Origin of the sequence: Streptosporangium jomthongense (assembly GCF_042650425.1) — a bacterium.
Classification (GTDB): Bacteria; Actinomycetota; Actinomycetes; order Streptosporangiales; family Streptosporangiaceae; genus Streptosporangium.
In genome coordinates this window covers 657,135-669,613 of the sequence record NZ_JBHSBC010000001.1, presented here as the reverse complement: position 1 = coordinate 669,613, position 12,479 = coordinate 657,135, and the positions used below count along the sequence as shown (strand labels likewise).

General features: G+C 72.0%; 13 protein-coding genes. 3 read left to right on the top strand and 10 right to left on the bottom strand.

All coding sequences use genetic code 11. The features are described from left to right. Nucleotides 1-145 precede the first annotated feature (145 nt). Together ACFOYY_RS03130 and ACFOYY_RS03125 are read right to left on the bottom strand one after the other, a co-directional pair. A complete protein-coding gene (locus ACFOYY_RS03130) occupies nucleotides 146-1,231 on the bottom strand; it encodes an alcohol dehydrogenase catalytic domain-containing protein (RefSeq protein ID WP_386187599.1) in 1,086 nt (361 codons plus the stop codon). 14 nt (nucleotides 1,232-1,245) lie between these two features. Further along, complete coding sequence (locus ACFOYY_RS03125; protein WP_352015137.1) at nucleotides 1,246-1,440, bottom strand: ferredoxin; 195 nt, start codon at nucleotides 1,438-1,440, stop codon at nucleotides 1,246-1,248. Nucleotides 1,441-1,675: 235 nt separating this feature from the next. On the opposite strand from ACFOYY_RS03125, the gene ACFOYY_RS03120 reads away from it, so the two are divergent. Further along, on the top strand, nucleotides 1,676-2,308 hold the full coding sequence (locus ACFOYY_RS03120; RefSeq protein WP_352015208.1) for a class I SAM-dependent methyltransferase: 633 nt from the start codon (nucleotides 1,676-1,678) through the stop codon (nucleotides 2,306-2,308). Here the strand turns inward: ACFOYY_RS03120 and ACFOYY_RS03115 are convergent. The 6 genes from ACFOYY_RS03115 to ACFOYY_RS03090 form a co-directional block, all read right to left on the bottom strand. Continuing rightward, the gene (locus ACFOYY_RS03115) at nucleotides 2,215-3,105 is read right to left on the bottom strand and encodes a hypothetical protein (RefSeq protein WP_386187596.1); all 891 of its coding nucleotides are present in this window, start codon (nucleotides 3,103-3,105) and stop codon (nucleotides 2,215-2,217) included. The two genes, ACFOYY_RS03120 and ACFOYY_RS03115, sit on opposite strands and share 94 nt — an antisense overlap. Nucleotides 3,106-3,119: 14 nt before the next feature. Beyond that, nucleotides 3,120-4,739, bottom strand: coding sequence for an FG-GAP repeat domain-containing protein (locus ACFOYY_RS03110; RefSeq protein ID WP_386187593.1), 1,620 nt, complete (start codon nucleotides 4,737-4,739; stop codon nucleotides 3,120-3,122). Between the two features lie 44 nt (nucleotides 4,740-4,783). Then, nucleotides 4,784-5,914 (bottom strand): DUF1702 family protein, encoded by a 1,131-nt coding sequence (locus ACFOYY_RS03105; RefSeq protein ID WP_386187590.1) that lies wholly within the window; start codon nucleotides 5,912-5,914, stop codon nucleotides 4,784-4,786. 107 nt (nucleotides 5,915-6,021) lie between these two features. Beyond that, a complete protein-coding gene (locus ACFOYY_RS03100) occupies nucleotides 6,022-7,098 on the bottom strand; it encodes a prenyltransferase (RefSeq protein WP_386187587.1) in 1,077 nt (358 codons plus the stop codon). A gap of 40 nt (nucleotides 7,099-7,138) precedes the next feature. Next, nucleotides 7,139-7,852 (bottom strand): class I SAM-dependent methyltransferase, encoded by a 714-nt coding sequence (locus tag ACFOYY_RS03095; RefSeq protein WP_352015142.1) that lies wholly within the window; start codon nucleotides 7,850-7,852, stop codon nucleotides 7,139-7,141. A 25-nt stretch (nucleotides 7,853-7,877) separates the two neighbouring features. Further along, nucleotides 7,878-9,122, bottom strand: coding sequence for a glycosyltransferase family 4 protein (locus ACFOYY_RS03090; RefSeq protein WP_352015143.1), 1,245 nt, complete (start codon nucleotides 9,120-9,122; stop codon nucleotides 7,878-7,880). Between the two features lie 298 nt (nucleotides 9,123-9,420). Here ACFOYY_RS03090 and ACFOYY_RS03085 point away from each other — a divergent pair, with 298 nt between their 5' ends. Continuing rightward, nucleotides 9,421-10,449, top strand: coding sequence for a GDP-mannose 4,6-dehydratase (locus ACFOYY_RS03085; RefSeq protein ID WP_352015144.1), 1,029 nt, complete (start codon nucleotides 9,421-9,423; stop codon nucleotides 10,447-10,449). Then, nucleotides 10,440-10,997, top strand: coding sequence for an AAA family ATPase (locus tag ACFOYY_RS03080; protein WP_362780480.1), 558 nt, complete (start codon nucleotides 10,440-10,442; stop codon nucleotides 10,995-10,997). Before ACFOYY_RS03085 ends, ACFOYY_RS03080 begins: the two co-directional genes overlap by 10 nt. Before the next feature lie 39 nt (nucleotides 10,998-11,036). Here ACFOYY_RS03080 and ACFOYY_RS03075 read toward each other — a convergent pair whose 3' ends face one another. Both ACFOYY_RS03075 and ACFOYY_RS03070 read right to left on the bottom strand, forming a co-directional pair. Then, on the bottom strand, nucleotides 11,037-11,789 hold the full coding sequence (locus ACFOYY_RS03075; protein WP_386187583.1) for a TraR/DksA family transcriptional regulator: 753 nt from the start codon (nucleotides 11,787-11,789) through the stop codon (nucleotides 11,037-11,039). A gap of 298 nt (nucleotides 11,790-12,087) precedes the next feature. After that, complete coding sequence (locus ACFOYY_RS03070; RefSeq protein WP_386187580.1) at nucleotides 12,088-12,453, bottom strand: hypothetical protein; 366 nt, start codon at nucleotides 12,451-12,453, stop codon at nucleotides 12,088-12,090. Between the last annotated feature and the right edge of the window lie 26 nt (nucleotides 12,454-12,479).

The following is a 12,479-nucleotide window of genomic DNA, read 5'->3' as shown; positions in this document are numbered from 1 at the left end:
TTTCCCTCGTCACTGCGTCGCTTCGCTCCTGCGTTCCTCAGTCCAAGCACCGACGCGCCCAAGCCGAAACTCCTCACACTTGGCGCCGGTACGGCACAGGACCAAACCCTTCACGGGCGACGCCGGGGGGAGGCGGGGCTGAGAGTCAGTCCATGAGGATGATCTGGCGGAGGGGTTCGCCGGTTTTCAGGGCGGTTATCGCCTCGTTCAGGTCGGCCAGGGAGATTCGGGAGCTGATCAGGCCTTCCAGGTGGAGTTTGCCTGCCTTGTGGAGCTCGGCGAGGAAGGGGAAGTCCCTGCGGACGTCCGCGCCGCCGTACAGGGAGCTGAGGATGTTCTTGCCCTCGAACAACAGGTTGAAGGCGCTCAACGGGACGAGGTCGTCGGAGGCGCCCGCGCCGACCACGATGACGTCGCCGCCGCGGCGGGTCGCCTTCCAGGCGGTCATGATGGTCGCGGAGCCGCCCACGGCCTCGAAGCCGTAGTCGAAGCCCCGTCCACCGGTGATCGTGCGGACGGCGTCGGAGAGCCGGTCGGGGGTGACGGCGTGGGTGGCGCCAAGCTTGAGGGCCAGTTCGTGCTTGGACTCCAGGGGGTCGATCGCCAGGATCGTCGTGGCCCCGCAGACACGGGCGCCCTGCACCACGGACAGGCCGACGCCGCCGCAACCGACCACGGCCACGGTCGAGCCGGGCCTGACGCGGGCGGTGTTGAGCGCCGCGCCGACACCGGTCGTGACGCCGCAGCCGATCAGCGCCGCGATCTCGAAGGGCAGCTCGGGGTCTATCCTGACCGCGCCCTGCCAGGGGACGACGATCTCCTCCGCCCAGGTACCGCATCCGGCCATGCCGTACGCCGGGGTCCCGCCGTCGTAGCGGAAGCGGGCGTTGACGAAGGTGTCCTTCATGTACGTCATGCACAGGAAGGGCTGGCCCGCCAGACAGTTCGAGCAGGTGTCACAGGCCGGGGTCCAGTTGACGACCACGTGGTCGCCGGGGGAGACCGAGGTCACGCGCTCCCCGGTCTCGACGACCACGCCCGCGCCCTCGTGCCCCAGCACGACCGGCAGCGGCATGGGCAGCACTCCGCTGATCACCGAGAGGTCGGAGTGGCAGACGCCGGTCGCCCTGATCCTGACACGGACGTCGGCGGGCCCGACGGGGGCGAGGGTGAGGTCGTCCCGGATGTCGAGACGGTCGTCGCCGACGGCGTGCAGCAACGCACCACGCATGGGGGGAAGCCTTCCTAGTTGCCCTCGATGGAGAGGGCGGCCTTCGGACAGGACCGTACGGCGTGCCGGACACGGTCCTGTGCCTCCGGCGGCGGTTCGGGCAGCAGCACGTGGAGCTGGTCGTCGTCGTCGAGTTCGAAGACCTCGGGGGCGAGTCCGGTGCAGACGGCGTTGGCCTCGCACACCATGTGGTCGACTTTGACCTTCATGTGAACCTCCTACGCGGGGGACAGGTCAGATGAGGGAACCCGTCCCTGGATCAGACCGTAGGGCACGGACGTCGCGTGTGGTCTGTCACGGGGGGTTCTTCGCGGCCCGCTCCGGGGCCTGACGGCGGGCGCGCTGGTTCACGGTGGAAAGTAGAACATGTTGCATAACGGTGGGCAAGGGCCGTGTGGAACGCCGATCGGTCCCCGGTAGCCTGCTGCGGTGAGCGACGTGACCATGCCCGAGGACCTGCTGGACGCCGCGCTCGGCGCCAAGGGGTTCATGCCGCACGCCGAGGGCCTCGCCCTCTTCGAGACGGCCGTCGAGTACGGCCCGCGCGGTCCGATCTGCGAGATCGGCACCTACTGCGGGAAGTCGGCCGTCTACCTCGGGGCGGGGGCAAGGCTGGCCGGTTCCGTGGTCGTCACCGTCGACCACCACCGGGGCTCGGAGGAGATCCAGCCAGGCTGGGAGCACCACGACCCCACGCTGATGGACCCGCGCTTCGGCAGGATGGACTCCCTGCCGACCTTCCGCCACACGATCGCCGCCGCGGGCCTCGAAGAGGAGGTCGTCGCCGTCGTCGGCCGCTCCGAGCGAGTGGCCGCGCTCTGGAGCACCCCGCTGGCGATGCTCTTCATCGACGGCGGCCACTCGCGGGAGCCGGTGACCGGTGACTACGAGGGGTGGGCCCCGCACGTCCTCCAGGGCGGGGCACTGGTCTTCCACGACATCTACCCCGACCCGGCCGAGGGCGGGCAGGAGCCCCACCGCGTCTATCTGCGCGCCCTGGCCTCCGGGGCGTTCAGGGAGGTCAGACGGGAGGGCTCACTGCGGGTCCTGGAGCGTGTCGGCCCCGGCATCGGCTGACCCCGCCGCCCCAGCACGGCCAGACAGGCCCCCCGCAGCGCGCAGACCGCCAGCAGCGCCGCCATGGGCCCGGGGCCGGGCAGCGCCAGGTACAGCACGACGGCGGACAGGCCGAACACGACCTGCTCACGTGGCCGGGACGGCGTCGTGCGCGCCTCGGGCAGCACGAAGCAGGTGTGCAGGACGAACGCCGCGTCCGTCACCGCCAGAAGGCCGTGACCCAAACCGGGACCCAAACCGTGACCCGCGACCAGTCCGGCCAGGGCCACGCCCCCGGCCCAGGCCAGCACCAGCGGCAACCGCCCGGAAGACCGTACGAACGTCATGCCGAGGGCCAGGAGCACCAGCGGCACGAACGACTGCAGGGCCTCCGGCACCCACGCGGTGAACTGGTACGGCGGCGCCATCTCGACCCCGGGGCGCAGCGCCGCGACGGTCACCCCCAGGGCGACCGGGTTCACGAAGGGCGTCCCCGGCCGCCCGGCCCGCAGGATGTGCCTGCTCGCGACCCCCACCAGGGCGGCCAGCGCGATCCCGGCCAGGTGGGCCTGGCCGTACAGGAGCATCGCGCACAGCAGGCTCTCGGCGTAGGACGGCAGCAGGAAGGCGCGGTCGGCCAGGTAGCGGGGTCTGTCGCGGGATGTCCAGGCCCGCACGGTCTCCAGCGCCAGTTCGGCGGTCACGCCGGTGAGGACTCCGACGACCGGTGCCAGGTAGGCCTGCTCGAACCTGAGCAGGAGGTGCCCGGCGAGGGTGACGACGGTCACCGAGACCGCCAGCCGGCGCGAAACGGGCACCCTTGTAGGAGCTGTCATGGGTTCCTCAGTTCCGTCACGCCCTGGGGGGTCAGCAGGAGGTCGTGCCAGCCGGGGTCGAGGGAGACGGTGGCGGTGCGCGGGACGCCGCACTCGTCGCGCCAGGACAGGGCGACGGGCAGGGCCGCCTCACCCGTGTCGGTCTCGCCGAGACCGAGGAGCAACTCTGGGGCGGAGGCGGCGGGGTAGAGCTGCCCGGCGAGTGTGCCGCCGTCCGGCAGCCGCAGTCTGGCCTCCGCCCCGATCGCCGGGCGCGTCACGCCTGCCGCGCCGTGCGCCGTGCCGCAGGGACCGGCGGGCAGGCGGGGACGCAGGCCGACGAAGGGGGCGGTGACACCGTGGTTGCGGTACAGCGTGGCCGGGGTCAGGGGGCCGGAGACCGCGACGTCGAGACGGCCGTCGTCGTCCACGTCGCCGACCGCCAGGGCCGTCGCGTCGCCCCCGGGAGGCACCGGTCCGGCCACGTTCGTGTGACGGCCGTCCGCGCCCGGCGTGAAGAGGGCGACGCCCCCGGGCGCCGCGACCGCGTACATGATCTCGTCGTGGCCGTCGTTGTCGAGGTCGGCGGTCTCGACGTCCCACACCCGTCCGGTACGGCCGAGCCCCAGCTCCCCGGCCCGGTCCTCGTACGGCGCCTCGCCCTCGTGCAGGTGCTCCCGCAGTCCGGGCAGGACCGTGGAGACGAAGACGGGCCCGATCTCGTCGGGGCCCCGCCCGATGAGGATGTCCTGCGCGCCGTCGGCGTCGAGGTCGGTGAAGGCGACCGCCCCGCTGTCCGAGGAGTCCCGGCCCAGGACGGACGACCTCGGCGTGGTCAGGTCCCGGGTGCCCGACGCCACCCGGAAGGCGGCCCTGCCCGGTGCCGACTCGTTGACGAGCAGCGTGTCGGGTCCGAGGCCGTTGGCGAGGTACAGCTCCGGCAGCCCGTCGCCGTCCAGGTCCCGGGTGCCGAGCGCGAGCGTCCCGCCCGTCCGCCCGGCCTCGCCGAACGCCTGCGGCGCCTCGGTGAACGTGCCCGTCCCCGTCCCGAGGTACAGCCGCGCCCCGCCGTCGTGGACGTCCGGCGACGAGCCGCCCAAGGCCGTCCCGGCGGCGAGGACCAGGTCGAGGTGGCCGTCGCCGTCGAAGTCGCCGACGCTCGCGGCGGCCGCGTTCCACGGGCCGGGCCGTACGGCGGGCTCACGGTGGGCGAAGGCGGTGGCGGAGGGGCGGGTCCCGGGAAGGCGGACGAACAGGGAGGGGGAACGGTCCCGGTAGAGGACGACCAGGTCCTGCGCGCCGTCCTCGTCGAGGTCGGCGGGCAGGCATCCGACGGGCACCCCGCGCGGGCCGGGGGCGGTCAGCCTGAACGGCCGGTAGCCGCCGTGGGTGCCCGGCACGGGGGCCACGGTCACCCCGCCGTGACGGGGGTCGGCCAGGCAGACGTCGTCGGAGACGATCTCGCCGTCGAGGTCGAAGAGCGCCACTCCCGTCGCGGAACCACCGAGCCGGTCGGCGGCGAAGGAGAAGACCGGGGTGGTGGGGGAGGGGGCGGGGGGTTCGGCCGTACCGGTCAGCGCCCACCCGACGGCGACGGCCGCCAGCGCCACCAGGGCGGCCGGACGGACCGGGGACACGGCATCGGCCGTGTCCCTGGACGTCGCGCCTGGCCGTACTTCGGTCACGAGCCGCGGTTGCGCCTCGCCCAGGCCTTCCTGACCCCGGCCCGCCATGCCTGGTAGTGGTCGCCGGTGTGCGCGTTGTGCCCGAGGGCGACGAGCGCGGTGTCCGTCCAGCCGCCCGCCTCCTCGACGCCGACCTCGCACAGGGCGAGGACGGCCTCGGCGGTGTGCTCGGGCACGGTCCTTGAGATCAGATGGGCCGAGCAGGCGAAGGCGGCGCCCTGCACGAGGTGGGCGCGGAAGCCGTCCTCGGCCGCCGCGGCGCTGAGCCGTTCCAGCTCGCAGGCCCGCGCGCCGCCCGCGTAGGCGGCGGCGAGCCCGATCCCGCTCCACAGGTCGGCGCGGCGGCCGAGGGGGAACTCGGCCAACCGGAGGACGACGTCCTCGACGCCCGCGCACTCGTGGAACCAGAGCATCCGGCCGACCCCCTGGTCGAAGATCGCCCGCCTGGTCCGGTCGAGCAGGCCCGCCGTACGCTGACGCCCGACCGTCCGGTCGGCGGCGTAGAAGCCCTGGTGGAAGCCGAAGCCGTCGAAGGCCAGCCAGCGCAGCAGGGGGTGGACGGAGTGGATGCCCCACATCGGGCGCATCCGCAGCCGGGCGTATCCCCGGCCCGCACCCAGGTGGATCATGTGCGGGTAGCGCACGCCCTGGCCGCTGAGCAGGTTCCTGAGCCGTTTGCCGCCGGACGCGGTGAGCACGTCGAGGGACGCGCAGGCCATGCCCGCCCCCTCGTAGGCGAAGCCGCGCAGTTCCTCACGCAGGCCGTCGATCCGTTCGGGCTCGCCCGCGATCACCGCGTTGTGCCCGGCGACGCACGCCCGCCCGGCGTTCTCCAGGTGCTCCCTGGCCGGGCCGAGCCGGAAACGCCGCACTCCGAACCCGGTCCGATCGGGGTCCTGCCAGAACAACCCGGGCAGGCCACGCGGCCTGCCCGGTGCCGGATCGCCAAGTGGCAGGGCGGGCGACGGGGCACGGGGCGCAGGGCAGGGAGAGCGGACGGGGACGGTGCGCTCGCCCGTCTCCGGCTCCGGTGCCCCGGGACCGGGCACACCTGGAGGGGGTGCGGCGACCGTCGTCACGCCGCCGTCGCCCCCCGCGATCTCTCCGTCGCCCTCCGTGTCGCTCACGTGCCCGAACGTAGTGAGCCGTCCCCGAGCCTTCAAGCACCGCCTCGGATTCGGGCGAAGAGATTCAGGCGAAGAGATTCGGGGGAGGGGATTCGGACGCGGGGTCGTCAGGCGGGTGAACCGGCGTGGCTGCAGCCGCAGTCCTGGGCCGGGCGGTCGGTGGCCCGGTCTTCCGTGGAGCCGGGCATGGCGCCGGGCATGGCGCCGCGCACGTCCCTGAACAGCCCGGAGGCCGGGGTGAGGCCGTACAGGGCGTCGGCGGCGAGAACCACGGCGGCGGCGGTGTAGGCGGAACGCTCGTGCGGGAACCACTTCTGGTTGGCGAACTGCCAGCCGGTCCAGTAGGAACCGTCCTCGTGCCTGAGGTGCTGCATGTCGGTGAAGATCCGCAGCGCCTCGTCCCGGTCGCCGAGGGCGTCCAGGGTGAGCACCAGCTCGCACGACTCGGCGCCGGTCACCCACGGCTGGTCGGAGACGCAGCGCACGCCGAGGCCGGGTTCGACGAAGACGGCCCACTCGGCGGCGAGCCGCGCCCGCGCGGCGGGACCCCGCACCGCGCCGCCGAGGACCGGGTAGTACCAGTCCATCGAGAAGCGGCTCTTGTCGGCGAACGCCTCGGGGTGGTCGGACAGCACGTGGGCGAGCCGGTCGGCGGCCAGCTCCCAGTCGGGCTGCGGGTCGCCGAGACGTTCGCCGAGCAGCACGCCGCAGCGCAGCCCCTGGTGGATGGAGGCGCAGCCGGTCAGCAGGGCGTAGCCCGCGGGCTCGCCGTCGGAGGCGCGTTCCCAGACGACCTCGCCCCGGGCGGTCTGCAGCCCGACCACGAAGTCCAGCGCGGACCTGACGACGGGCCACATCTCACGGGCGAAGCCGTCGTCCCCGGTGACCAGCAGCTGGTGCCAGACGCCGACCGCGACATAGGCGGCGTGGTTGGACTCCCCGCCCCGCTCGACGGCCAGGCCGCCGACCAGCTTCATCGGCCACGAGCCGTCCGCGCGCTGGTTGCGCACCAGCCAGTCGTAACCCCTGCGCACGGGACCGCTCAGCCCGGCGACGCCCATGGCCATCAGGCACTCGACGTGGTTCCAGGCGTCCACGTGCCCCTCGGGCCAGGGGACGCCGCCGTCGGCCTCCTGCACGGCCGCGATGCTCAGGGCGGTCTCGACGACCAGTTCCCGCCTCATCGGCCGCTCCGGTCGTCTCGGGGCGCGGGGCCGTACCGGGTCACGCGGGCTTCCGCACGTAGAGCACCACGCTCTTGCCGATGAACGGGTTCAGCAGCGTCTCGGCGATCCGGGTGACGGCGGGGCGTTTCATGATGTCCCACACCAGCAGCTCGTGGTAGGCCTTGGCCAGCGGGTGGTCGTCGTTGCCGACACCGACCGCGCACTTGATCCACCAGTACGGCGCGTGCAGTCCGTGGGCGTGGTGGTGGGAGCCGATCTCCATGCCGACGGCCTTCAGCTTCGCGCTCAGCTCGGCGAGGGTGTAGATGCGCACGTGCCCGCCGGGGGCCGTGTGGTAGGCCTCGTCGAGCGCCCAGCAGATCCGTTCCGGCAGGAAACTCGGCACCGTGATCGCGGCGCGGCCGCCGGGCTTGAGCACCCGGAAGATCTCCCGCATGGCGCTCATGTCGTCGGGGATGTGTTCGAGCACCTCGGCGGCGATCACCCGGTCGAAGGTGGCGTCCTCGAAGGGCATCTTCAGCGCGTCGCCGGTCACGGTCTCGCCGACCGCGCCCTCGGGCACCTCGCCCTCCTTCGCCATCGCGGCGAACATGCCCGCGACGCCTTCGAGCTCCTCGGCGTCCATGTCGAAGGCCACCACGTCCGCGCCCCTGCGCAGCACCTCGAAGGCGTGCCGTCCCGCCCCGCAGCCCAGGTCGAGGACACGCAGGCCGGGTCCGACGGGCAGCCGGTCGAAGTCGACGGTCAGCACTTGCCGCTCCTTGTGAAGTGGTCGGTCACCGGGCGTTGTGCGCGGCGATGGCCTCGCGGTAGGCGTCCACGGTGCGCTGGGCGACGACGCGCCAGGTGTAGCGCTCCATGACCCGGTCGTAGCCCCTGCGCCCGACCTCGGCCCGTTCCTCGGGGGAGTCGAGCAGGCGCCGCAGTACGGTGGCCAGCTCCTCGGGGTCTCCGGGGGCGACCTGGACGGCGGCGTCGCCGACGACCTCGGGCAGCGCCCCCGTCCGTGAGGCGACGAGCGGGGTGCCGCAGGCCATGTGCTCGACGGCGGGCAGGGAGAAGCCCTCGTAGAGGGAGGGCACGACCGAGACCTCCGAGGTGGCGATCAGTTCGCCCAGCTCGGTGTCGGAGATGCCGTGCACGAACCTCACCCGCTCACGCAGGGAGAGTTCGGCGACCAGCTTCTCCGTCGGTCCGCCGGGGGTCGGTTTGCTCACCACGGTGAGGTTCACCTCGCGCTCGGTGGCGAGCTTGGCGACCGCCCGCAGCAGGGTGGCGACACCCTTCATGGGGGAGTCGGCGCTGGCGACCGCGACGATCGAGCCAGGCCGTTTGGGCATCTCGGGGCGCGGGTGGAAGTAGCGGGTGTCGACCCCGAGCGGGATGAGCCGCATGTTGGCCTGCGGCACGTTGAAGTCGCGGTGGATGTCGGCCAGCGAGGACTCGCTGACGGTCAGGATCGGGTTCAGCCTGGGGGCGACCCTGGCCTGCATCCTGACGAAGCCGTACCACCTTCTGAGCGTGAGGCGTTTGCGCAGCGGGGCCTCGCTCAGCTCGATCCTGCGGTCGACGCTGATCGGGTGATGGATGGTGCCGACCACGGGGAACAGCTTCTGGATGTCCAGCAGGCCGTAGCCGAGCGTCTGGTTGTCCTGCACCACGTCGAAGTCCCCGACGCGTTTGGCCAGCTCGCGGCGGGCCCGCAGGGTGAAGGTCAGCGGCTCGGGGAACCCGGCGGTCCACATGGTCCCGACTTCGAGAAGGTCGATCCAGTCGCGGTACTCGCCCAGCTTGGGGGTGCGGAAGGGGTCCTCGTCACGGTAGAGGTCCAGGCTGGGGATCTTGTTGAGAACGACCCCTTCGTCCAGTTCGGGGTACGGCTGGCCGGAGAAGACCTCGACGTGGTGCCCGAGGGCGACCAGTTCACGGCTGAGGTGACGCAGGTAAACGCCCTGCCCGCCACAGGTCGGCTTGCTCCGGTACGACAGCAGCGCGACCCGCAGGGAGTCCGCGTCAGGCACGGCAACCCCTTCCTCAGCCTGTCCGGAAGGGGACAGGTACCGTGAAAGATGACCTCAGTATTCGGATCTTACCATTCGGTATCTCTCTTCCACCTAATGTGGAAACGGTGCTAAAGCCACTTCTGTCGCGCGCCAACTGCGGCATCACGCCAACCGAACGACGTTCGGTGGAACGTGTTCTAGGGTACTGGGGCCCTGAGTCGTGCCCGGGGACGGGAGGGGCGATACATTCGCCGTCACACGGCACTCAGCCGAGCGGAAGTCCCACTTCACGAGCTTCACAAGCGAGGAGGACGCCTTGGCCAGGCGCGCGCTGATCACCGGTATCACCGGGCAGGACGGTTCCTATCTGGCCGAGTGCCTGCTCGATCGGGGTTACGAGGTCTGGGGACTCGTCAGGGGACAGGCCAACCCCCGTGTCTCCCGGGTGCGCAGGCTGCTGCGGGACGTCCGCCTCGTCCGGGGCGACCTCCTCGACCAGGGTTCGCTGATCTCCGCCGTTGAGAAGGTCCAGCCCGACGAGGTCTACAACCTGGGTGCCATCTCGTTCGTGCCGATGTCGTGGGAACAGGCCGAGCTGACCGGCGAGGTCACCGGGATGGGCGTGCTGCGCATGCTTGAGGCCATCAGGGTCTGCTCGGGTGTCTCCTCCTCACGCACCCCCGCGGAATCCGGCCAGATCAGGTTCTACCAGGCGTCGTCCTCGGAGATGTTCGGCCAGGTCAGGGAGACTCCGCAGACCGAGATCACCCCCTTCCACCCCCGCTCGCCGTACGGCGTCGCCAAGGCCTACGGCCACTTCCTCACCCAGAACTACCGTGAGTCGTACGGGATGTTCGCGGTCTCGGGGATCCTGTTCAACCACGAGTCCCCGCGTCGGGGCGCCGAGTTCGTGACCCGCAAGGTCTCCCTCGGGGTCGCCCGCATCAAGCTCGGGCTCGCCGACCGGCTCCGCCTGGGCAACCTGGAGGCCCGCCGCGACTGGGGATACGCGGGCGACTACGTGCGGGCGATGCACCTGATGCTGCAGGCGGGCCCGCCGGAGGACTACGTGATCGGCACCGGCCGTACACACACGGTTCGTGAGCTGGTCGAGGCGGCCTTCGCCGCCGCCGGGCTCGACTGGGAGCGGTACGTGGTCACCGACCGTTCCCTGCACCGCCCGGCCGAGGTCGACCTCCTGTGCGCCGACCCGAAGAAGGCCCGTGAACAGCTCGGCTGGGAGCCCTCGGTCTCGTTCGAGGAACTGGTCACGATGATGGTCGAGTCCGACCTGAAACTGCTGTCCGAGGGCGGCGACCCCGAGCAGGACTCCTCATGGCCCTGAGCGAGGAGGCCGGGCGGCGGGCCGTACTGTTGGTCACGGGCATCCAGGCGGCGGGCAAGTCAACGGTGGCGCAGCGACTGGCCGAGCGGCTGCCCCGCTCGGCGCACGTGCGCGGCGACGTGTTCCGCCGCATGGTGGTCGGCGGCAGGGCCGAGATGACTCCCGAACCCTCCGCCGAGGCGCTGGCGCAACTGCGTCTGCGGCACCGGCTGACCGCGGCCACCTGCGACGAGTACTTCGCGGCCGGGTTCACCGTGGTGGCCCAGGACGTCGTGCTGGGCGAGCATCTCGTGGAGATGACCCGGCTTGTCCGCGCCCGTCCCCTGCTGGTGGTCGTGCTCGCCCCAAGGGCCGAGGTCGTCGAGGCGCGTGAGGCCGCGCGGGCCAAGGACGCCTACGTCCACTGGAAGGCCGGTCCGCTCGACGCCGTTCTGCGCGAGCGGACCCCGCGTCTCGGCCTCTGGCTCGACACCTCGGAACAGACCCCCGAGGAGACCGTCGAGGAGATCCTCGCCCGTGCGTGGACCGAGGCCCGCGTCGGCGGCTGAGCTGACCGCCTTCGACGGGCCCCGGTCGCCGGGGCCGGGTCAGCCGTTCTCGTGGCGGCGCTGGCACTGCATGCAGAAGCGCGCCAGCGGACGGGCCTTGAGCCGCTCGAACGGGATGCCGGAGCCGCAGCCGTCGCAGCGGCCGTAGGTCAGCTCGGCGATCTCGCCCAGCGTGGCGCGCAGGACGGAGGCGCTGCGCTCGGCGGAGACGATGTCGGCCAGCAGGGCCGACTTCTCCGAGACCTCGACCGAGTCGTCGCCGACCGCGGCCTCCAGCTCGGAGAGCTGCCTGGTCCACCGCAGGAGCTGGCCTTCGAGCTCCTCACGGATGCTGTCGAGCTGGACGCTGCTGAGGTGGACGTCGGAGATCATGGTGTTCTGGTCCTTTCTGAGGGTCGGGAAGCTCGCCAGGGCCGGCCCCGAGGGGCGGGCGCGCGGGGTTTCGCAGTCGTCGCAGTGCCGGGTGTACGGCACCTGCCGCAGCCGTCGCAGCGCGATGAAGGCCCCGCAGTGCTCGCAGGTGCCGTAGACCCCGAAGTCGAGCCGCTCGATCGCGGCCTCGATCTCCACGACGGTCCGCGCCGCACGGGCGGCACGCCTGGCGGACAGGGAGACGGGCTCCCCCGGGTCCTCCGGGGACGTCGGCTCGCTCCCGGGTTCGGTCTCGTTCTCGGTCATGGCGTCCCGCGCGGCGCCGAGCCGTTCGTGCAGGAGCGCGCGCAGTTCCTCCAGATGCGTCGTGTGACGCTGGTAGTCCTCAAGCAGCCTGCTTGTCGACCTGATGTCGCCCATGGGACATCGACTCCTTGGATGACTCACGGCGGTCGTGGCCGGTCACGGCTGGACACGGTCTCCGCCGGGAAAGCCGGAACTCGAAAGGCAGGGCGGCGCGAAAGCACCGCACGACTGTGGGACCCCGGTCGGCCACCGCTCGACGCGGTCCCCGTCGGGGCAGGAAAGAAGAGAAAAGGGGCAGCGGGCCCCCTCAGGCCGTCGTCGTTGACGCGATCATGGACGTGGACTGCCCGGGGACGGGCCTTCCACGCGTCGTCTCGCCTACGGAGAGCCGGTGGCCTTCAAGAGGGCGCCGTCAGGCGGACGGCGGGCTGCGCGAGGTGACGGCGCGCTGGACGTCGTGTCTGGGCGCGGCGGCGGGGCCGGTCGGGCGCCAGGTGGAGGGCGGCGGCCCGGGGGCCGCGACCGTGGCGCCGACGGCGAGGAGGGAGCGGAGCTGTCCCGGCGTCGGCAGGTGCTCGGTCCCACCGGCGAGCAGTCTCGGCGCGGTGGAGTGACCGGCGGTGTCGGTGCCGGGGACCCAGAAGCCGGTGCCCGCGTCCGCAGGCCTCCAGCCGCCGGACCACGGGGAGGGGGAGACGGCGGCCAGCAGAAGAACGAGAAGCAGACCCACCGCCGTGACCGCGGTGGGCCTGGGTGTGCCCCACCGCGGTTCCCTCATCACCTCGACCATAGTCGACGTTCCGC